Source organism: Pelobacter seleniigenes DSM 18267, assembly GCF_000711225.1.
Classification (GTDB): Bacteria; Desulfobacterota; Desulfuromonadia; order Desulfuromonadales; family Geopsychrobacteraceae; genus Seleniibacterium; species Seleniibacterium seleniigenes.
Genome location: NZ_JOMG01000002.1, coordinates 1,199,774 through 1,221,295 on the forward strand (window position 1 = coordinate 1,199,774; position 21,522 = coordinate 1,221,295).

The following is a 21,522-nucleotide window of genomic DNA, read 5'->3' on the forward strand; positions in this document are numbered from 1 at the left end:
GATCAGACCATGAGCTATTTTTCCCGTTATCAACCCCTTGAATTCGAGGGGACAACCATCTTTGTCGACCCGCTGCAACCGGACTGGTTTATCGCGTCCGAGCAGGCGACCGCAGCCATCAGTGCTGAGTTGGAGCAGCAGCCGTTAGTCCTGGATCAGGCGCAAAGCTATGCATTTGCCCAGCTGCAGGAACGCTTTTCCCACCAGCAGCAAACTCCATTGCGCGGCCGGGCCGAGGTCAAGCAACTGGCGGAGCTGAAAGAATGCTGGCTGCATATCACCAATCGCTGCAATATGCAGTGCAGCCATTGCCTGTTCGCATCCGGCGACGGAGATGCTGCCGAACTGCCCTATGAGGATTTGTGTGCGGCGGTCGATCAGGCCTATGCTCTGGGCTGCCGGATTTTTTATTTCACCGGCGGCGAGCCCCTCATCTACCCCCGTTTCAGCGAGATCTGCGAACGGATTCTGCAAGATGCCGCCTGCCATATCGTCATTCTCACCAACGGGCGGGCCTTGTCTTCCCTGGACTCCTGGCTTTCGCGCCAGGATCGCACCCGGTTGCATTTTCAGATCAGTATCGACGGCCTGCGGGAAAACCATGAAGCCCTGCGTGGCGCGGGCAGCTTTGCCGAATTGGAGCAGACCCTGCACCAGTTGCAGCAAACCGGGCTCAACGCAACCCTGTCCATGTCCGTCAATCGCAATAATGTTGAGGAGATGGTCGAAGTCGTCCGCTTTGCGGCCGAACACGGGATCAGCAACCTGCATTTCATGTGGCTGTTCATCAAGGGGAAGGCGGAGCAGAGCCTGTTTGTGCCACCGCAGGAGATTTTCCGTCACGCCTGTGCCGCCTACGAACTGGCGACCAGGCTGGACGTTACCATCGACAATTTCGATATCATGAAAAGCCAGGTTTTCAATTTTCCCGGCATCCGCATGGATCTGAGCAATTCCTGCTGGGAAAGCCTGACCGTCGGGCCTGATGGCAACATCTATCCGTCCCCGGCCAGCGTCTATGAATCCTCCCTGTGCTGCGGCCGCCTGGCCGACGGCCTGCGCCGGGTATGGACGGAAAGCCCGCTCATGGAGCAGATCCGCGCCCTGTCCGTGGTCAATTGCAACAGCCTGGCCGACGATCCGCTCAGGTTCCTGATCGGCGGCGGCGATCTGGATCACAGCTATATCTACGCGGGAGAATTCGTCGGCCAGGATCCCTACCTGCCCCTCTACCGCCAGCTGGCCCTGTACCTGCTCAGCCGGGAGGCGGAACAGAGCGCTGCCGCTGGCGCCATCGGTCTGCTCGCCCGGATGGGAGAACGGATCGAGGAATGCGACGAAAGCGGCTCCGAAGTCGGCCTGACCCATTCCAACTGCGTGCTCTCCCTTTCGGACCGTGACGGCCATGCCTCGATCAGATCCTTTTATTCCCAGGCCGCGGACGAGGTAAATGAAGATATCGTTAACCCGGTTCATTATGAAACCGAGTTGATCGAGCATATCCCGGAAAGTTCTCGGGTACGCAGTTACGGCTGCGGCAGCCCGGTCATGGACAGTCGCCTGCAGGCCGGGGAAACCCTGGTCGACCTCGGTTCGGGAACCGGCGTGGAATGTTTTATTGCCGCCCGCCAGGTTGGCGCAACCGGCCAAGTCTACGGTATCGATATGTCCGACACCATGCTGGCCCGGGCGCGCAGTGCCGCCAGGCAGGTTGCCGAAAATCTGGGTTATGCCAATGTCGAATTCAAAAAAGGTTTTCTGGAGCAGATCCCCTTGCCCGCTGAGCACTGCAATGTGGTGATTTCCAACTGTGTCATCAACCTGTCTATCAACAAACGCCGCACCTTCCAGGAAATCTTCCGGATTCTCAAACCCGGCGGACGCATCCTGATCTCGGACATCGTCACCGCGACCGATATCCCCCTGCACATCCGTATCAACGAGAAACTGCGCGGCGAATGTATCGGCGGCGCCATGCATGAAAATGATCTATTCGGAATCCTCAGCGACTTCGGCTTTACAGAGGTCAGAATCGTCAAACGTTTCCTCTATCGCGAAGTCAAAGGCTACCCGTTTTATTCCCTGACCTATGAGGCGATCAAACCGGGGCCGAGTACCGCAACCAGCCTGATTTATCGTGGCCCCTTTGCCGGGGTGGTCACCGACAGCGGCCAGTTGATCAGCCGCGGCCAGACCACTCGGGTAGAACTGGCCCCCCACACCCGGCTGAGCGATGACTTCATGCTGCTGGATGATAAAGGCCGGGTCACCAACCTGGAACAGGAGATGAGTTGCTGCTGTCTGCCCGATTGCAACGCTGCGACCACGTCGCGGCCGGAGGTCAAAAGCAGCCACAAGTCCGGCTGTATGATCTGCGGCAAACCGATCGTGATTCTGACCGAGCCGAAGGTCCTGGCCTGCCAGTACTGCGGCCAGGAAAAACGGGTGGAGAGCTGTTGCGAAGACGGTCATTTCGTCTGCGATCAGTGCCATATTCATGCCGCTGCCGATATTATCACCAAGGCCTGCCTGACCACCAAAGAGAAGGATGTCATCGCCATTTTTAAGGAATTGCGCGCCCATCCTGATTTTCCGACCCATGGCCCCCATCATCACCCGATGATTCCGGGGATCCTGCTGGCCGCTTATCGCAATAACGGTGGCCAGATCAGCGACGAACAGATCATCACCGGGATTTCCCGCGGAATTCTGGTTCCGGGTGCGTCCTGCTCCTTCTTCGGCGTTGACGGTGCCGCCGTAGGGGTCGGGATTGCATTTTCAGTGATTATTGAAGCGTCTCCGTTTAAAGGAGAAACCCGCCAGGCGGTGCAGAAAATCGTTATCCGGGTTGCGCAGAAAATCGCCGAGCAGCCGTTCAGCCGCTGTTGTCAGCGCGACTGCTGGACGGCTCTCAAGGAGGCGGAACTGATCGCTGGGGAGATGTTGGAACACCCCATTCCCGCCCAGGCGGTGTTGCAATGTGAACAGTTCAGAAACACGGATCACTGCGCCGGCAAACGCTGCCCGCTGTTCCCATGAGTACGGTCGGCGACAAAACTCCCGGCGGGCTGCTGCAGGTTCCGACGCTGCAGCGGTCAAAGCCGAGCAACCGATGCTCTTATCGGAACCTGCTGTTCAGTTGCGCGGCTTTGGGGCTGGTGGCATTGAGCTGGGAAACCGTTGCCCTGCTGGTGACCGGATTGCGCGGGGTGCCGTTCCCCACTCCCCTCGAGACCCTGCTGAAGTTATTCGCCATGTTGGCAGGAAAGCCGTTTCTCGATCATTCCATCTACAGCCATATCGGCACCAGCCTGGCCCGTTGGATCGGCGGGTTTCTGCTGGGCGGCAGCAGCGGAGCACTGCTGGGTATGGCTTGCGGCCGGTGGGATGCGGTTGAACGGCTGTTCATGCCGGCGATCCATGTTCTGCAGTTAATTCCGGGGTTGGCATGGATTCCCGTGGCCATTCTCATCTTCGGCCTCGGTGACGGTGCCACCCTGTTCATGATTGCGGTCACCGCCTTGGCGCCGGTCGCCATCAACGTGGCCGGCGGTGTCAAACGGGTCGATGAGATGTATATCCGCGCCGCACAAATGCTCGGTCTGAACAATCGCATGCTGTTTCTCAATGTTCTGCTGCCCGGTGCCCTGCCGCATATTCTGAGCGGGCTGCGCATCGGCCTGGGCAACAGCTGGCGGGTGCTGGTTGCAGCGGAAATGATTGTCGGCAGCGGCACCGGCCTGGGTTACGCCATCATCCAGTCGCGTTGGACCCTCGACTATGCCGGGGCATTTGTCTGCATTGCCGTGATCTGCACCATCGGGTTGATCGTCGAACGCGTGCTGTTTATCCCCCTGGAGAAAAGAACTGTTGAACTCTGGGGACTGAAAAGGGAGAGCTGAACATGCTGATTGAGGTCGCTGACGTCAGTAAAGCCTATCCGCAGCAGCAAGCCAGCCCGGCGCCAGCCATTGAAAACATTTCCTTCAGCATCGCCGCAGGGGAGTTCGTCTGTATCCTCGGCCCGAGCGGTTGCGGCAAATCGACCCTGCTCAACCTGATTGCCGGATTCATCCAACCGGACCGGGGGAGAATTAATTTCGCCGGGCAGCCGGTCCGCACCCCGGGTCCTGAGCGCGGCGTCGTCTTTCAAGAGGCAACCCTGTTCCCCTGGCTGAATATCCGCCAGAATATCGAACTGGGACTGAAAGCCGCCGGCATTCCGCGCGCCCGGCACCAGCAGATCGTCGCGGACAGCCTGGCCCAGGTCGATCTGAATTGCTCCGGGGAGGCCTATCCCCATCAACTCTCCGGCGGCATGAAGCAGCGAGTGGCCCTGGCCCGGGTGCTGGCCCTCAAACCCCGCCTGCTGCTGATGGATGAACCGTTCAGCGCCCTCGATGCCGAGACCCGCGAGCACCTTCAGGACCAGCTTCTGCAGATCTGCGCCAACCAGCAACAGACGGTCCTGTTCGTCACCCACAGCGTGGAGGAAGCCGCCTACCTGGCTGATCGGGTCATTATCATGGCCCAACCTCCAGCCAGCCTCTACAGCGAAGTCAGTATCCCGCGCGACCAGCCGCGCAGCCGGACGGCCAAAGAGCTGAGCATGACCATTCTCCGCCTGCGCACCACCCTCAAGGAATTGGCGAGGTTTGTCCCGGAACAAAAAGAAACAGATTATTGAAAGGTTATTTTTGAAATGAAACGTTTGTTGTTAACCATGCTGCTCAGTCTCGGCCTGCTCCACAGCGCCCAGGCCGCTGAAGAACTGGGCTTTGCCTATCAGGATCGCATTGCCGATGCCGCCAGCATCATTGCGGTCGACCAGGGATTTTTCACAGAGTTCGGCGTTACTATCCAGCGGTACCGCTTTTCCAGCGGCGCCGCCACCGCAGAAGCCCTCTATTCAGGAGCGGCCGATATCGGCACCATGGGTGACACCGCCGCGTTGATCCTGCTGGCCCGCAATCCCGGCCTGACGATTCTGGCCAGCCATGGCGGCGGCGAAGGCCGCCATCGGCTTGTCACCCGTGCCGACCTGCAGTTGCACAGCCCGGCGGAACTGGCCGGTCTCACCCTGGCAGTCAAAAAAGGCACTTCAACCTACGGTGGTCTGCTCAGCTATCTACAGGCTCATCAGCTCCCCTTAAGTTCGCTGAAACTGGTCGACATGCGACCGAGTGAGATGGCTCCGGCTCTGGCCGCAGGGTCGGTGGACATCATCTGTGCCAGCGAGCCGACACCGTCTTTGGCTGAGCAGCAAGGCGGCCACGCGTTTGACGATCTCGCCGGGCTGGGCAACGACTACCCCATTTTGTTGCTTGCCAGCAGCAGCTATGCCAGCCGGCACCCGCAGCAAATTGCCAACTTTCTCCGGGCCATGGCCAAAGCCGTCGACTTTATCAACAACAATCCCCGCCAGGCGGCCACCATCGTCGCCCGCAAAACCGGTTTGAGCGAAGAGCTGACCGACCGGGCGATGCAAAGACACGTCTATGCACTGAAGCTGGATACGAACACCCTGGCCAGTCTCAAGAAAACCGGCCAGATGTTGCTCAATGCAGGCAAGATACCCGCTCTGCCGGATCTGATCAAACGCAGCGCTCAGGAATATCTGGCCGCGGCACACCAACAGTCCGCTTTATAGCGGGCACTTGCCAGAGCTTAACCCACGCGCCACCAGTGCCGACCGGCTGGTGATTATTCCAGCCGGCCGGCCTATTCAAACTGGGCCAGGAAGCGGGCAAACTGCTCTTGCAGGTCCGCCAGTTCCGCTTTCACCGCGGCCAGTTCCGTTTCCAGCTCAGTGAGTCGGTCCTGCCGACTGCCGGTCACGATGTCCCCTGCAACCTGGCTTTCCGGCAGCGTTTCCAGCGCACTGAGCCGCTGGGCGTAACGATGCTCCTTGCGCCCGGGCTGACGCGGCAGCTGGATCACCAGCGCAGGGGTGCGCTCCTGCAGCCCCTGCAGCACCGCTTCCACAGCGGCCAGATCCGCAAAATTATGCAAGCGGTCGCAGCGGGTCCGCAGTTCGCCCGGGGTCTGCGGGCCGCGCAGCAGCAGGACCGCGAGAATCGCCTGTTCTTCCTCCTCTACTTTCAGCGCCCCGGGCAGGTTATGGCAAAAACGGACCGCCCGCACCCCCTCGGAAGATTTATAGCTGAGCTGTTCCTGGCGCAGTTCTTCCAACGCAGCGAGCACATCGTCATCGGTCAGGCTCAGCACCGGATCACGATTCGATTTCTGGTTGCAGGCGCTGACCAGGGCATTGAGGGTCAACGGATAATACTCCGGTGTGGCCAGCTCTTTTTCAACCAGGCAACCCAGCACCCGGGCCGCATGGGGGGAAAGATCATAGTCCATGGCAAACCTCCCTGTGACAATATGGTGACAACTGAAACTGTTATTATGCCTTACAATAGCTTGGATTTTAGCTAAAGCGCTACCTAACATGTCCTTTAGCAGCCACAAGTTCACCGAATCGGTTGTTGAAAAACAACCTGCTGAGTCCATCGGCAGGCGATCAAAGACAATGACACGTTTCTAACTTACTGAGTTTGTGAAGATGGGAAAATCGCGTTTTCCTCATCATGCTTGAAAAAGTTCCAGGATAGGCTTTTTCAAGAAACTGCCAATAATTCAACCAAAGCTCTGATTATGACTCAAAGACAGTTATAATTCCTAGCAAAGAGGCTTTACTCAATGGAGAGCAATGATGTTTCCAGTTCGCAGCGCTATCCGGAGAACCATCGTCGCAGCCAGTTTTTGTTGTGTCTTTTCAGCCATGACATGGGCTGCGACAGCAGAGCCGGACCAACAGGCCGCAAATCGGCGTGCCCCCCTGCAACACTACGATTACTTCGATATTTGGTCTGTCAATTGGGAAAACGATGCGGTGGTCGGAACCGACAAGGATTATACCAACGGCTTCAAGGTGGCCGTGAGCACTCCTTTTGGTCATTTGGAAGAGTCCAGCCTGCCCCCCTGGAGCTATCCGGTTTTCGAACATCTTCCGGTACTCAGAACTGCAGGAGGCCAGCGCGCACTGAGCCTGGCGATCGGACAGGAGATTTACAATCCTGACGATACCGACCGTAGCGAATTGATCAAGGATGACCGACCATACGCCGGCTTTACGTACCTCAGTGCCGGCTTTCATGCCCGCAGGGCGGAGCGTAAAGACTCCTGGTTGTTTATCCTCGGCCTCATCGGACCGGCATCAAAGGCCGAGGACATTCAGAACATGACTCATGACTTGCTCGGTGTCGACCGCACCATGGGTTGGGACCATCAACTCGGCAATGAAGTCACCGTTGATGCAGCCTTCGAAAGTCAATGGCGGCTTTGGTCATGTGCCCCCGCCCATGCTCTCGGCGTCGCTCTGATTCCCCACGCTGGAGTTCGACTCGGCACAGTCAGAACCTATCTTAATGCCGGAACTGAGCTGCAGTTGGGCTGGAACCTCGCCAATAATTTTGCCAGCTGCCCATCCGCCGGGCAGGGTTGCGAGATCGACAGCACCTCAACGCTGTCGGCTCCCCAGACAAACCGCTTCCATTTTTTCATCACTGTGGACGGAAAAGCCGTTGCCCGGGATATTTTTCTTGACGGCAACACATTCCGGAACAGTCATAGCGTCGACAAGAAAAATTTTGTGACCGAATTCACAGGTGGATTTTCCTGGCAGGTCGGAAGAGCCAGAGTGACCTATGCTTATGTCTACCGAAGTAAAGAATTTACCACTCAGAAAGATAATCCAAGATACGGTTCGCTGACTGTTTCCTGGGCCTTTTGTTAGTCAGTAATGACCTTCAGCTCAAGCCGGGCAAAACCTGGCCAAAAATTCATGAGCATGGCTGCTGATTCGCCTAGCGAAAGAATAGTTCCAAACCCAAAGCCTGGCGATCGGCAAGGTCGGGAATCCTGTGGCGCTGCCAACGCTTGAGAACCGGGAAGAACCAGCCGGTCAGGGGAATCAGGAGGAGCCGATCAACCAGCCGATAGTGGGCCTGGCGCCGCATGAAGGTACCGAACAGGGCGCCGGTGGTCACCCAGCGCAGCCGGAAAGGGGAAAAGTCGCATTCCACCTGCAAACCGGTCGGATGCTGAGCGTGATATTTCTGCAACCGGGCAGCGATCTTCTGCTCTCGCTTGGGTCCCCCCTTGCCAAGGTAGAAACGGCGTAACGTATAGAGCATCCGCAGGCTGTCCACTCCCAACTGCAGCCCGTCCTGCTCAACGCCAACCTGCTTGATCAACTGGCGCATCTGACCGATCAGGACCCGCTGCTGTTTATCGCTGCGACGGATCTCTTCGGGATCGTCCAGGTAGGCCCGAAACACCAGCCTCAAAGCCCGGTTGACGATCACCGTATCCCAGAAAATCCACAGCAAGGGCGGCACCCGCAGCCGCCGGAACCAGATTGGTTTGCAGGCAAAGGGGGCAAAGTACCAGAGCTGGTCGAGCAGCTGATCAAACAGCCCGACCAGTTCGATCACCCCCTCGACATCCTGGACGGGAAAACGCTGCTGACAGAAGCGCCGGAGGATCTCTTCTGCCGATGCCGAAGAAGTAAACAACTGCAGGGCGGCGACGGCATTCAATTCGTTCCAGGGGGAGGAATTCTCCAGAAAGGTCAGCCGGTCAAAGTGGGACCAGCCCCCGGTCTGACACCAGACGCTGATCCCGCGCAGGGTCTCGCACCGGGCCAGTTGATCCCGGTAGGCCTGATACTGGTGACCGACGTAATTGGGGAAGGCGCCGAACCCTTCATATTCACGCCGGGCCTGGAGCTCGATAATCTGCTGATGCTGCGATTCAACAATGCGGGGATTCAGGGGCAGATAGCGGAAGAAATCGGCCGTGCCGAATTTGCGCGAGACCACGAACGCGGGGGAATCGATAGCAGCGAACGCGCGCTTTTCAGTGGTTTCATTCCAGATCAGATCGCCGATGGCATAGGCTCCCAGGCCCCAGGTTCGAAAAACGAGTAATTTATTGTGCGCTTCAAAAACCGGCAGCGCTTCCTTCAGCCAGCGATTACACTGCCGAGGAGTGCGGATATGGAGGCGGCTTTTGAACAGCGATTCCACGTCGACACCATCCGCCTCGCCAATCCTGGTCACCACGCCGGCCACCTCGGGAAACAGGTCGAACAGGCGCTCCAGCGCTTCGACAAACAGCTCGCGCAGACGCCGGTCAGCCCCGCGACCACGGACCCGGGCTTCGATAAAACGGTTCCAGAACATCAGGTCGGTGGTAATAAAAATCTGCAACCCGGCGGCGCGGGCAATGGCAAATACCCGCCGGAACAGTTGCTGGTAGGCATGGACAGTCCGGCTGAGCAGGTAAGGATAAAAATCGAACAGGGTGAGATGAGCCAGATCGTCAAAGGTGATGGCCGTATAGCCGATCTCGCGCACCCGCTGACAATAACCGGTCAGCTCAGTGCAGATTCGCTCGGCAATTTCAGCCGGGATCTGACCGTGCTGCTGCAGAGCATGTAACGGAGCTTTCGACCAGTTTTTCCTGGTCCCATCGATAAAAGGAGCAAAGAAGGGGGCAGCACCATCAATCATGAACAGATCGCGTTGCGCAACGGTATTCTGATCAGCAAGCTGATTCGGCAAAACGTTTTCTCCAGCAAATAATAAACTGATTAATACGAATCTTCCGCAAAGTCGGCTCCCCCTTTGCAAAAGGGGAGATTCTTCTGTAACGGGAGATCAGTGCTAATCAGGTAAAATAAACAAGCCAATGTCACAATGGTGGGGCCTGTATGGAGGGTTTTTGTGAGGTTTCGGTGAGGATTCTGTTTGTTTTCCGGCAACCGCCGCAGTTGGAACACTGCGAATCAAGGGCTTCCGTTTTCGCCTCAACATGATAAGATCGTCTCTTCGAGCGCCGGATCAATACTGTTGCAGGAGTGTTCATGAAAACTGACGTCAAACTCTGGCTGAAAAGCGAATACAGCTCATTTGATGCCAAACGGATCAAATTATTGGAGAAAATCGAGGAAACCGGCTCCATGTCGAAAGCTGCCAAGGTGGTCGGTATGAGCTACAAGGCAGCCTGGGATGCCATCGATAAGATGAACAACCTGGCCGAAGAACCGCTGGTGATCAAAGTGACCGGGGGCCGGCAGGGGGGCGGCTCGACCCTGACCCCGTTTGCCCGGGAACTGATCAAAACCTTTTACAACCTGGCCGAGGCCCGGGACCGGACCCTGGAACAGCTGGAAGACGAAAAACGCACCGGCATCAGTTTCTTCATGGCCAGCACCAAGAACCTGTTCAGCTGTCATGTTCAGTCGATTGTGTCCGGCGATGTCAACGCCACGGTGGGGCTGAAATTACGCGGTGGGGATATGCTCGCGGCCGTCGTCACCCGGGACAGCGTCAAGCGACTGGGCCTGAACCAGGGCGATCGGACCTATGCTCTGGTCCATGAAAGCAGTATCTCCCTGCTCAAAGGGGATGGCCGCAACCTTGCGGTCAGCGCCCGCAACCGGCTGTTCGGCAAAGTCAGCAGGATCACCTCCGCCGGCGTTTCCGCCGAAGTCGAAATCCGCCTGCCCGGCGGTCAGAACATCTATATCACCATGACCGCAGCCAGCATCGACTCCATGGATCTACAGGAGGATCACGAGGTCACGGCGCTGTTTAAAGCCCAAAACGTCATGATTCTCAAATAGACCGCCACCTGCCAACAGCCGCTGCTGGCAGCCTCCTCGGCGGCCGCTATTGCTCCCCGGCCAAAGTGGCCTCCCATTCCAGCTCATTCGCCCCGGAAACTCCGCCCGGCGTGGTCGCGGGGTTCTGTGACCGCGACTGCCGGACCCTCTGGTAACATCCTTCCAATTATCTTTTTTTATTAGGTTTTTATTGCCGACCCTTTTCATGGGATTGAGCACCCTGGAAACAACAACATTTCTATTGACATCGCTATTCTTGACGTTATACCTTTCGAAATATCGAAATTCTCTGTAGCCATCAAACCTGAAATGGAGCCTTGAAATGTTTCGAAAACTTAGCTACCTGCTGCTGACCGCCTTACTGACCCTGCTCTGCAGTTCTCCGCTTTACGCTCAGGAAAAAGTCTACGTCTTTGCCGCTGCGTCTACCACCAATGCGGTTCAGGAACTCATCGCCACCTATCGCCAGGAGAGTGGCACGACCGCCGAGTTCCTGACCTCTTTTGCGTCAAGCTCGACCCTGGCTCGTCAGATCGATGCCGGCGCCGATGCCAATATCTTTATCTCAGCCAACGTCAAATGGTATAAATGGCTGGCAGAGAAACAACTGGTCGAACCGGGAACGGATGCCATCATGGCGGCCAATGCCCTGGTATTGATCGCCGGGCCGGAAAACCACGCAACCGTCAGCGACATCAAGCAGCTACCGGACTTGCTGGACAAAGGGTACCTGGCCATGGGCGATGCGACCCACGTCCCCGCAGGCATGTATGGTAAAGAAGCCCTTGATTATTACGGGTTATGGGATAAAATCCGCAAAAAGCTGGCGCAATATCCCAACGTGCGGGTTGCTTTGAACGCTGTTGATACCGCCCAGGCCGATTTCGGGATCGTCTACAAAACCGACGCCATGCAGTCGAAAAAAGCGCGGATCGTCTATACCTTCGCCCCTGAATCCCATACGCCGATCCGTTACCCGATCTGCGCGATTAAAGACAAAAAAACTGCTGAAACGGAAAAGTTCCTGCAGTTCATGAAAACCGCCAAAGCCAAATCAATTCTTGAAAAGTACGGATTTGTCGCTCAATGACCTTATCAGCGGAAGAACTGGATGCCATCTGGCTGAGTATCAGGGTTGCCCTCTGGGCCGTCGCCATGGGAATCATTCCCGCAGTGCTCTGTGCGCTGCTGCTGGCCCGCTGCAGTTTTAAGGGCAAAACCCTGGTCGATGCGGCGATTCATCTTCCGCTGGTGGTTCCACCGGTCGTGACCGGCTATCTTTTGATTATCGCCCTGGGCCGGAATACCGTCCTCGGCGGATTCTTCGAAGCCATCGGTCTGCAATTTGCGTTTAACTGGAAAGGCGCGGTCCTGGCTTCATTGGTGATGAGCTTTCCGCTGATGGTCCGCGCTATCCGACTCTCTATCGAAGCCGTCGACACCGGTCTTGAATCAGCGGCCCGCACCCTTGGTGCGGGCCGTTTAAAGATTTTTTTGACCATCACCTTGCCGCTGTCGATTCCCGGTATCATCACCGGCAGCGTGCTGGCCTTTGCCCGCAGCCTGGGCGAATTCGGCGCCACCATCACCTTTGTTTCCAATATCCCTGGCGAAACCCAGACCCTGCCGCTGGCCCTCTACTCCTTTACCCAGACTCCGGACGGCGAGGGGATGGCCGCCCGCCTTTGTGTCATCGCCATCATCATCTCCGTCACTGCCCTGGCCTGTTCCGAGGTCATCGCACGCCGGGCAGCCAAAAGGATCAGCGGATGATCGATGTCAGTTTGAAAAAAGACTTCGGCGCGTTCAACATTGATGTCGCCTTTACCTCTGAAGCCACCGGCATTACTGTTCTGGCCGGCCCCTCAGGCTCTGGAAAAACCAGTATCATCAATATGATTGCCGGTCTGAGCAAACCAGATTCGGGACATATTTTCATCAATGATCGGCTACTTTTCGATTCCAGCACCAAGGTCGATTGCCCAATCCAGCAGCGCCGCTGCGGTTACATCTTTCAGGACGGTCGGCTGTTTCCCCATATGAGTGTGCGGCGCAACCTGCTCTACGCCAAGAATAGCGACTCTGCGCGGTTACCGGAAATCGCCAAGCTACTCGGCATCGCCCACCTGATGGAGCGGATGCCGGGCAAACTCTCCGGTGGTGAAAAACAACGCGTCGCCATCGGCCGCGCCCTGCTGATGCGCCCGGAAGTCCTGCTCATGGACGAACCGCTCGCGTCCCTCGATCCGCAACGCAAGGACGAACTGCTCCCCTATATTGCCCGGCTGCCGGAGCATTTCAATATTCCAATCTTTTATGTCACCCACTCGCGGCGTGAAATCCTCCGCCTGAGCGACGAGTTGATCCGGATCGATAAAGGGCGCATCCAGAGCTCCGGCAAACCGACCGGGGAATACCTGGGCCTGGGGACCGCTGAAACCGAGGGGGAATACCTGTCGGTGTTTGAATGCCGGATCGCTGACTACAACCCCGAGTATGGCGTGGTGAAGGCTGATTTTCCCGGCGGCAGCGTCTTCATCCTGGCCGGAGAAAGACCTGTCGAAAAAACCATCCGCGCGGCGATCAGGGCTTCGGATGTCACCGTCTCCCTGGAAAAACCGAGCCGAATCAGCACCCGGAATATTTTTTGCGGCAAGATTGTCAAGCTGGAAGAATCGACCACACGCAGCATTCTGGTCCACACCGACGCCGGGATTCCGATTGCCGCGCGCATTTCCAAAGCCTCCGCCGATCGACTGCAACTGGCCATCGGCAAAGACGTTTTCTTGCTGGTCAAGGCCGTTTCCATGACCTTCTGAGCGCTGCCGAAGGCGGATTTTTCCAAGAAAGTAGTTCATTTTCACTTGTCGCGCTGCTTTGGCAGGCGGTTGAAAAACAGCCTTCCGAGCCCATGGATGGGCGATCAAAATCAATGACGCCTTCCTAAATTATTGATTTTGCAAGGTGGAGGAAACAGCGCTTTTCTCCACCGGGCTTGAAAAAGACCAGGGATGGGCTTTTTCAATAACTTGTCAGCACAGACAAGTGACTTCAACCCAACCGAAAGATGAGGTATAAGTTATGGAACTGAGTGCACGTAATGTTATCAAAGGAACCGTAAAAGCCATCGATACCGGCGCCATCAATGTCGAAGTCACCATTGAAATCGCGCCCGGGCAGGAAATCACCTCAATCCTGACAAAGAAGTCCTGTGAACGCCTGGGTCTGGCAGTTGGCAAAGAAGCCTACGCCATTATCAAAGCATCGAACGTCATGCTGGGAACTGACTGACCCGATTGAAGCCATGCGCACCCCCGGTTCACCCCGCCAAGGGGCCGAACCGGGAGTGCTCCTGCCGTTTGACGCCGTCCAACCTAACCGTATCACCCTTTGTGAAGAGGAGAAAACTATGCAACCGGCTCTCGGCATGGATCTGAAAATTGCTGAAATCATCGACCATTACCCGGCCACCCGGCAGGTCTTCACGGCCCACGGCCTTGCCTCACTGGTCAGTGAAGAAGGGCTGCGCGTGCTGGCCCCTTTTTTAACCCTGGCCACCGCTCTGCGCAGCCGCGGCATGGATCAGCAGGCTTTTCTCAAGCTGCTGGAGGAAGCCGTCCAGGCTGAACAGCCCCTTGAAGCACCCGGCCTCGACTCGGTTGCCGAACAGGGTGAACTGACCCTGCTGGCATTGATGCCCTGCGGACTCAAAGTCCCCTTCGGACGGGCGATCAGCGCTTTTCTGACCGAGCTGAAACAGACCCGTGGTCTTGCGATCCGCTATGCTGTCGAGGGGAACGTCAACCAGGAACTCTCCTACTACCCGTACATCAATACCCTGGAAACCGTCGACGAACTGCCCGACATCATCGTCTCCGCCGACTTCAACGCTTTTTACGGGCAGCGCTTTTATCAGCGCTTCGTTGCTGATGGAACTCTGGTCGGCTACGGCACCCCCGACCCCGGGGCCGCTTTTCAGCAGGCCGCTATCCTTGATCCGCTGGGGGAATATGCGGTTTTGGGCGTCAACCCGCTGGTCATGGTCGCCAACCTTGATGAAATCGGTGATCGCCCTCTGCCAAGTGCCTGGCAGGATCTTATCGAACCCTGCTGGAATGAAAGCCTGACCCTGCGTGGAAGCAATGATTTCTACTGCCACGCGGTATTGCTTCCCTTTTACCAAAAACATGGGGAGGCGGGCCTCAGGAAGCTGGCCGCCAATGTCCTGCGCGGCCTGCACCCAGCCCAAATGGTCAAACAGATCGATGCCGGTGCTCCCGGCGCCATCTATGTGATGCCGGAATTCTTTGCCCATCGGGTGAAGAATCAGCAACGTATCAAGATTATCTGGCCTGCTGACGGCGCCCTGGCCAGTCCGGTTACCCTGCAGGTCAAACGCTCACGGGTTGCGGACCTGCAACCGGTGCTTGACTACCTGACCGGCCCGGAATTGGCCGCAGCTTTAAACGGAGCCCGCTTCCCGGTGCCGTTCAAACAGATCGACGGCGAGGTTCAGGAACAACCGCTGCAGTGGCTGGGCTGGGATTTCTTACGTGGCAATGATCTGCTGACCGTCAACGCGGAGATCGACCGGGTCTTTCTGCCCCTGGTCGGCAGCGTGCTGCAGAAAGCTGCGGCACAATGAAACTGGTGACCGTTGCCGGACCACCGTCCTGCGGCAAGACCTCGATTATCCTGCGCACTCTGGAACCGCTACGGGCGGCAGGAATGAAGATCGGGGTGATCAAATTCGACTGCCTGAGCAGCGACGATCACCTGCGCTACAGCAAGGCCGGCATTACCGTCAAAACCGGACTGGCCGGAGGGCTGTGCCCTGATCATTTCTTCATTGCCAATATCGAAGAAGCCGTCCAATGGGGGCAGCGCCAAGGCTTCGATCTGCTGCTCAGCGAAAGTGCGGGCCTCTGCAACCGCTGCTCGCCGCACATCAAAGGGGTTCTGGCCCTCTGCGTCATCGATCATCTCAGCGGCGTCCATACCCCGCGAAAAATCGGCCCGATGCTGAAAAATTCCGATGTCGTGGTCCTGACCAAGGGGGACATCGTTTCCCAGGCCGAACGCGAAGTCTTCGCCTTCCGGGTCCGCCAGGTCAATCCCCAGGCCGCGGTTTTGCCGGTCAACGGGCTGACCGGGCAGGGCAACCTGCTGCTCCAACGCCACCTCCAAAACGCTGCCGAAACCACCACCCTGACCGATATGCGGCTGCGCTTTACCATGCCGGCAGCGCTCTGCTCTTACTGTCTCGGCGAAACCCGCATCGGCCCCGACTGCCAGATCGGCAACATCAAAACCATGGATTTCTCATGAACCGTACTGCCCTGCTTCACCAACCACTGCAGCAGTTGCTCAGCGAACGCCCCTATCTGCACGATTTTTTCGCTGCCCTGGCGATTCCGCTGCCAGCAAAGGAGGTCTGCCTGGATGAGTTTCTGGCCGCCCAGTCCATGGATCATCTGGCGGAATTCGCCCTGACTCCAGAAACCCTGCGCGAGCAGTGCCTCGATTTTCTTGTCCAGATGGAGAAGCTGCAACAACAGGAGCAGGCCGGCATCCGCCGGATCACGGTCAAGGCCGGTCGCGACAAAAGCGGTTGTCCGGAGCAGCAGGACCTGGAACTGCAGGCCGGCGAGGTGGTCTGCGTGGTCGGTCCGACCGGCTCGGGGAAGAGCCGCCTGCTCGCCGACATCGAATGCCTGGCGCAACGGGATACCCCGTCCGGCCGCCAGATCCTCATTGATGGGGCGGTTCCCGACGAAGAGCTGCGCCTGTCCGGAGAACAGCAGCTGATCGCCCAGCTATCCCAGAACATGAACTTTGTCATGGATCTAACGGTTCGGGAATTTATCACCATGCACGCGGAAAGCCGGCTGATCACTGATGTCGCCGACCGGGTTGAGCAGATCTTCACCACCGCCGTCGACCTGGCCGGGGAGCCCTTTACCCTGGACACGCCGGTGACCGCCCTGTCCGGCGGTCAATCGCGAGCGTTGATGATCGCCGATGTCGCCTGCCTCAGCGCTTCGCCCATTGTGCTCATTGATGAAATCGAAAATGCCGGGGTGGATCGGCTACGCGCCCTGGAACTGCTGGTCAAAAAAGAAAAGATCGTGCTGATGGCGACCCACGACCCGCTCCTGGCCCTGTCCGGAGATCGCCGCCTGGTCATCCGCAACGGCGGTATCGCCGCGATTATTGCGACCAGTGCCGAGGAACGAGCCGGGGTTGCCCAGCTGCAGGCCCTCGACCGGAAGCTGGCCCGCCTGCGCAACCAGGTCCGGCATGGCGAGCGGATCGTCTTCGACCTCCAGGAACTCGGCAACTGATCCGGAAAACTGCTGCTCCCTCCAGCTTTTCCCTAAATATGGGTTTTGCCCCCATCATTCTTCCACTTGTGCCATAATTTATCGGTACAACACTCCTTCGGGGAACAACCGCATGACCACCACCCCCGGAACCGTCTGGACTGGTTTTATCTTCATCACCAACAGGAAGGATGCTTTTTATGTTCAAATCGCCGGACCCTTTACACCAGGAGATTCAACAGCTGGGAGCGTTGCTGGGGCAAACCATCGCCCGCGACAAAACCCGGGACATGGTTGAAAAAATAGAACAGATCAGGGAATTGGGAAAATCCTCGCGCAGCGGAGAGGTTGAAGCCTTTGAGCCGTTGTTGCAAAAACTCGAAGCAAGCAGCGATGAGGATCTGTTTGTGTTCGCCCGGGCCTTCTCCAAATTTCTCAACCTGGCCAATATTGCCGAACAGGAATTTTTCAATACTGATGAGGGGGAGAAGCTGCTGGCCAGCACCAATGACGCCAATGTCTTCGGCGCCGGGCTGATCAGCAAATTAACAGGCAGCGGGATCGATCCGGTGCGGATTCGTCAGGCCATTGAGGACCTCCATATCGACCTGGTGCTGACCGCCCACCCGACCGAGATCCTCCGCCGCAGCATGATCCAGAAATACAACGAGATCAACCACTGCCTGCGTGAAAAACCCTTCGGCACCAGTAATCCGACCACCACCCGGCGACTGGAAGACCTGTTGACCCAGAGCTGGTATTCCAACGAGATCCGCTCCCAGCGTCCGACCCCGGTGGATGAGGCCAAGTGGGGCTTTGCCGTCATCGAACAACCGCTCTGGAATGCCGTGCCACGGTTTGTCAAAGGGCTCAAAAACAAGATTCATGAACAACTCGGCATCAGCCTGCCGCAAAGCTTCTGTCCGATCCGTTTTTCGTCCTGGATGGGCGGCGACCGCGACGGTAATCCTTTTGTCACCGCCAAAGCCACCGAAACGGTTTTGTTGCGCGCCCGCTGGCAGGCGGCCGAACTCTTTCTGCGCGACCTGCGCCTGCTCATCGACGAAATGTCCATGTCCAAGGCCAGCCCGGAACTCATCGCCGCAACCGAGCAGGCCGAAGAACCGTATCGTTATGTCCTTAAACAGCTCAGAACCCTGTTGAACGACAGCCGCAATGAACTGGAAAAAAGACTGAAAACCGGCGAATGGGATGAATCCCTGGTCATTAAAAGTAACGCCCAGCTCCTTGAGCCACTGGAGCTGCTCTATCGTTCCCTCATTGAATGCAACATGGCCCCGGTCGCCAACGGCCGCCTCCTCGACACCCTGATTCGCGCCCGCTGTTTCGGCATTTTCCTGGTCCGTCTCGACATCCGTCAGCATTCGGAACTGCATGCCCAGGCCATTGATGAGATCACTCAGGCTATCGGCCTGGGACGTTATCTGGACTGGAACGAACAGCAGAAGCAGGAATTTTTGAAGAACGAACTGAAAAGCAATCGCCGGCTGTTGCCCATCGACTGGCAGCCCAGCCCGGAAACCAGTGAAGTTCTTGAGACCCTGCGCTTGCTCGCCCACCAGGACCGGGAATGCCTGGGAATCTACATCATCTCCATGGCCAGTGAAGTTTCCGATGTGCTGGCGGTGCAGCTGCTCCTCAAAGCGGCCGGGGTCCCTTTCAAATTGCCCATTGCCCCGCTCTTCGAAACCCTGGACGATCTCAACCATGCCGAGCAGGTCTGTGCCGACCTGTTTGCCTGCCCCGACTATAAGACCTACATGGGGGAACACCAGTATGTCATGGTCGGCTACAGCGATTCGGCCAAAGACGCCGGGGTCCTCTCAGCAGCCTGGGCCCAGTATGAAGCCCAGGAGAACCTGGTCCGACTCTGTGCCCAACACGGCATCAAACTGACCTTGTTCCATGGCCGCGGCGGTACCATCGGCCGCGGCGGCGGCCCGGCCCACTCGGCGATCTTGTCGCAGCCGCCCGGCTCCCTCAAGGGTGGCTTCCGGGTCACCGAGCAGGGCGAGACCATCCGAATGAAATTCGGCACTACCAAAGTTGCGCAGAAGAGTCTGGCGCTGTATGCCGATGCGATCCTTGAAGCGCTGTTGATGCCGCCCCCGCAGCCCAAACCGGAATGGCGTCAGATCATGCGGCAGCTGTCGGCCAAGGCCTGCCAGCACTACCGCAGCTATGTCCGCGACAACAAGGACTTTGTCCGTTATTTCCGCCAGGCCACCCCAGAGCAGGAGCTCGCCCAGCTGCCCCTCGGCAGCCGTCCGTCAAAGCGGAAAAAAGATGACAGTATTGAAAGCCTGAGAGCGATTCCGTGGATTTTTGCATGGGCACAGAACCGGCTGGTCCTGCCAGCCTGGCTGGGAGCAGCTCAGGCGATCAAGGAGTTGGACGCGGAAGGGGAAGGGCAGACTATTCAGGAGATGACTCGGCAATGGCCGTTCTTTTCAAGCCGTTTGAGCATGCTGGAAATGGTTCTGACCAAAGCCGATATCACGATTTCGGCGATCTACGAAAAGCACCTGGTTGAAGCCTCGTTGCATGACATCGGCGCGGCCCTGCGTAAACAATATCAAGCGGATCTCGATTTTCTGCTCAACTTCTCCGGCCGCGATTCACTGATGCATGACGCACCTTGGAATCTGGCCTCCATCAGACGGCGGGCGTCTTACCTGGCCCCCTTGCACATGATGCAGATCGTGCTGCTCAAACGCTACCGGGCGGTCCCCGAAATGGACAATCAGCACATCCTGACCCAGGCGATGATGATCACCATCGCCGGCATTGCCGCAGGGGTCAGAAATACCGGCTAAGCGGTGCTCCATCCTCCGGGCAGGCGGTTCTCGGCCGCCTGCCCGGACGTAATAAAATCAGGCCCAAAGGTTACTGCCCGGCAGAGCGTTTCGTAGCGGGAAACAGGAGCAGTGCCAGCGCTGCAAAAATCAGCACCAGGCCACAGCTCACCAGCATCGTCATCCGTTCACCAACCACCAGAATTCCCAGCAGGGTTGCAACCAGCGGTTCGGCCAGGGTCAGAGTCACCGCTGTCGAGGTTTTCACCCCGGCCAGCCCCTTGGCAAACAGCCAATAGGACAAAGCCGTTGCAATCAAACCTAAATGAAGAATCACCAGCCAGCCGTTCGGCTGGATCAGCCACTGCAGATCACATTGCCAGAGCAGCGGCAGCAAAAAAATAGCTCCCAGGCAGGTCACCGCAGCAGTCGCGTCGGCCGGAGCCTGCCGCCGCACCAATAGCCCCATCAGCAGGGTATAAAACGCATAGGAAAACCCCGCCACCAGTGCAACCAGCACACCCACGGCTTCAACCTGCAGGTTGCCGGAGTCCAGCACCAGCAGCAGACAACCACTGAAAGCCAGGGCGGTCGACAGATACCAGCGCCGCTCCGGAGTACGCCGCCAGAGCAGGTACTCGAGCAAGCCGGCAAAGACCGGTGCCGAGCCCATGGCGACAATGGTCCCGACTGCGACGCCGGTCGCGTTCATCGCCCAGAAGCTGCTGAGCTGATAAAGGGCAATGAACAGGCCCGCGGAGAGGGTGATCCGCACCGGCCAGGAACGCAGTTGGATGCCACCGCGCCACAGGGAGCCACTCAACAAAGCCAGCCCGGCCACGCTCATTCTCAGCGCGGCAATCGCCACCGGGGTACTTGCTGGCGGGGCCAGCGCCTGGGCCGTTCCCGTGGTTCCCCACAGCATCGCTGCCGCCAGCACCAGCCAGGGGCCACCGGCACTGCCGCAGAACCGATTGCCAAAGGCAACATTCATCCCGTCCCTGCCGACCAGCTTCATTTCGGTGTGCCGCCGCATACCCCATCCTCCGAGCCAATACAGAAAAAAAGAGACCACCCCGCTATGCTCTCAGGGTGGCCTCTTTCATATTCCCGAATTCATCCACTCGAGATTATTTGTCTTCTTTTTTCTGATCAAGAGGGGTTTTACAGAACGGGCAAATCTTTTGCTTCACGCCACCTAAAGAAGCAAGTTTCTTTCCACATTTAGGGCATTCCTGGGCCTTCTCAACTCCACCTGGGCGAAAACACATAATGATCTCCTTGGCTGATAACGATTAGATTGCAATCGATTCGATCGATTGATGAAAATAAGCGTGACTGCCCGCTCTCTGTGTAGTGGTAGCGAGAGAAGAAAGCGGTTCGGAGCGGGCAGTCACAACCTGCGATTTCCGAGATCTTTCGGCGGACTCGAAGGATCCCGGAATTCACTCCAAAAAACATCCCAGTTAGTTGCCATCCGGAAACTGCCGAAGGGCAACGGCTAAGTTCTCAGATTGGAAACGAGCACTTTTTCGTTGTGGCAAGAAAACCCGCAGATTGGCACCGCCACAGCGGAAAAGGGCCGTTTCCGGATGAAAACCAGTTAAATCCGACAGGAAACCAAAACCCCGGCGGATTACACGACAACATGCCATCCCTATAAAGCAAATAGAATGCCACAATACCC

Annotated in this window: 18 protein-coding genes; 14 read left to right on the forward strand and 4 right to left on the reverse strand. The window is 57.5% G+C overall.

Going from position 1 to position 21,522, the window contains the following annotated elements:
- Nucleotides 1–9 precede the first annotated feature (9 nt).
- Genes N909_RS0108165 through N909_RS23755 form a run of 4 tightly spaced genes read left to right on the forward strand, consistent with a single transcriptional unit; the run spans nucleotide 10 to nucleotide 5,650 of the window.
- Nucleotides 10–3,039 (forward strand): DUF5714 domain-containing protein, encoded by a 3,030-nt coding sequence (locus N909_RS0108165; protein WP_051689609.1) that lies wholly within the window; start codon nucleotides 10–12, stop codon nucleotides 3,037–3,039.
- Nucleotides 3,036–3,902, forward strand: a complete 867-nt coding sequence (locus N909_RS0108170; protein ID WP_084167593.1) for an ABC transporter permease — start codon at nucleotides 3,036–3,038, stop codon at nucleotides 3,900–3,902. Before N909_RS0108165 ends, N909_RS0108170 begins: the two co-directional genes overlap by 4 nt.
- Before the next feature lie 2 nt (nucleotides 3,903–3,904).
- The gene (locus N909_RS0108175) at nucleotides 3,905–4,687 is read left to right on the forward strand and encodes an ABC transporter ATP-binding protein (protein WP_029913932.1); all 783 of its coding nucleotides are present in this window, start codon (nucleotides 3,905–3,907) and stop codon (nucleotides 4,685–4,687) included.
- A 15-nt stretch (nucleotides 4,688–4,702) separates the two neighbouring features.
- Nucleotides 4,703–5,650, forward strand: coding sequence for an ABC transporter substrate-binding protein (locus tag N909_RS23755; protein WP_029913933.1), 948 nt, complete (start codon nucleotides 4,703–4,705; stop codon nucleotides 5,648–5,650).
- Between the two features lie 71 nt (nucleotides 5,651–5,721).
- Here N909_RS23755 and N909_RS0108185 read toward each other — a convergent pair whose 3' ends face one another.
- Nucleotides 5,722–6,366 (reverse strand): YceH family protein, encoded by a 645-nt coding sequence (locus N909_RS0108185; protein ID WP_029913936.1) that lies wholly within the window; start codon nucleotides 6,364–6,366, stop codon nucleotides 5,722–5,724.
- 349 nt (nucleotides 6,367–6,715) lie between these two features.
- Here N909_RS0108185 and N909_RS0108190 point away from each other — a divergent pair, with 349 nt between their 5' ends.
- Complete coding sequence (locus N909_RS0108190) at nucleotides 6,716–7,801, forward strand: lipid A deacylase LpxR family protein (protein WP_084167595.1); 1,086 nt, start codon at nucleotides 6,716–6,718, stop codon at nucleotides 7,799–7,801.
- A gap of 70 nt (nucleotides 7,802–7,871) precedes the next feature.
- Here N909_RS0108190 and N909_RS0108195 read toward each other — a convergent pair whose 3' ends face one another.
- Entirely contained in the window at nucleotides 7,872–9,632 is a 1,761-nt protein-coding gene (locus N909_RS0108195) for a hypothetical protein (RefSeq protein ID WP_029913940.1), read from the reverse strand.
- 302 nt (nucleotides 9,633–9,934) lie between these two features.
- Here N909_RS0108195 and N909_RS0108200 point away from each other — a divergent pair, with 302 nt between their 5' ends.
- The 9 genes from N909_RS0108200 (at nucleotide 9,935) to ppc (ending at nucleotide 19,856) form a co-directional block, all read left to right on the forward strand.
- Nucleotides 9,935–10,696 carry a TOBE domain-containing protein gene (locus tag N909_RS0108200; RefSeq protein ID WP_051689611.1) on the forward strand — a complete coding sequence of 254 codons (762 nt, stop codon included), beginning with the start codon at nucleotides 9,935–9,937 and terminating at the stop codon, nucleotides 10,694–10,696.
- A gap of 322 nt (nucleotides 10,697–11,018) precedes the next feature.
- Complete coding sequence (gene modA / locus N909_RS0108205) at nucleotides 11,019–11,786, forward strand: molybdate ABC transporter substrate-binding protein (RefSeq protein WP_029913944.1); 768 nt, start codon at nucleotides 11,019–11,021, stop codon at nucleotides 11,784–11,786.
- The gene (modB, locus tag N909_RS0108210; protein ID WP_029913946.1) at nucleotides 11,783–12,469 is read left to right on the forward strand and encodes a molybdate ABC transporter permease subunit; all 687 of its coding nucleotides are present in this window, start codon (nucleotides 11,783–11,785) and stop codon (nucleotides 12,467–12,469) included. Before modA ends, modB begins: the two co-directional genes overlap by 4 nt.
- Nucleotides 12,466–13,515 (forward strand): molybdenum ABC transporter ATP-binding protein, encoded by a 1,050-nt coding sequence (modC, locus tag N909_RS0108215; protein ID WP_029913948.1) that lies wholly within the window; start codon nucleotides 12,466–12,468, stop codon nucleotides 13,513–13,515. Before modB ends, modC begins: the two co-directional genes overlap by 4 nt.
- A gap of 262 nt (nucleotides 13,516–13,777) precedes the next feature.
- Complete coding sequence (locus N909_RS0108220; protein ID WP_029913950.1) at nucleotides 13,778–13,987, forward strand: TOBE domain-containing protein; 210 nt, start codon at nucleotides 13,778–13,780, stop codon at nucleotides 13,985–13,987.
- 118 nt (nucleotides 13,988–14,105) lie between these two features.
- Entirely contained in the window at nucleotides 14,106–15,341 is a 1,236-nt protein-coding gene (locus N909_RS0108225; RefSeq protein ID WP_029913952.1) for an ABC transporter substrate-binding protein, read from the forward strand.
- On the forward strand, nucleotides 15,338–16,024 hold the full coding sequence (locus tag N909_RS0108230) for a GTP-binding protein (protein ID WP_029913953.1): 687 nt from the start codon (nucleotides 15,338–15,340) through the stop codon (nucleotides 16,022–16,024). Before N909_RS0108225 ends, N909_RS0108230 begins: the two co-directional genes overlap by 4 nt.
- Nucleotides 16,021–17,040, forward strand: coding sequence for an ATP-binding cassette domain-containing protein (locus tag N909_RS0108235; protein ID WP_029913955.1), 1,020 nt, complete (start codon nucleotides 16,021–16,023; stop codon nucleotides 17,038–17,040). The genes N909_RS0108230 and N909_RS0108235 overlap by 4 nt, the downstream gene beginning before the upstream one ends.
- Before the next feature lie 179 nt (nucleotides 17,041–17,219).
- Nucleotides 17,220–19,856, forward strand: a complete 2,637-nt coding sequence (ppc, locus tag N909_RS0108240) for a phosphoenolpyruvate carboxylase (protein WP_029913957.1) — start codon at nucleotides 17,220–17,222, stop codon at nucleotides 19,854–19,856.
- A gap of 70 nt (nucleotides 19,857–19,926) precedes the next feature.
- On the opposite strand, the gene N909_RS0108245 is transcribed toward ppc, so the two are convergent.
- Both N909_RS0108245 and N909_RS25930 read right to left on the reverse strand, forming a co-directional pair.
- Nucleotides 19,927–20,871 carry a DMT family transporter gene (locus tag N909_RS0108245; protein WP_245613585.1) on the reverse strand — a complete coding sequence of 315 codons (945 nt, stop codon included), beginning with the start codon at nucleotides 20,869–20,871 and terminating at the stop codon, nucleotides 19,927–19,929.
- A gap of 94 nt (nucleotides 20,872–20,965) precedes the next feature.
- Nucleotides 20,966–21,106, reverse strand: a complete 141-nt coding sequence (locus tag N909_RS25930; protein ID WP_169739559.1) for a hypothetical protein — start codon at nucleotides 21,104–21,106, stop codon at nucleotides 20,966–20,968.
- Between the last annotated feature and the right edge of the window lie 416 nt (nucleotides 21,107–21,522).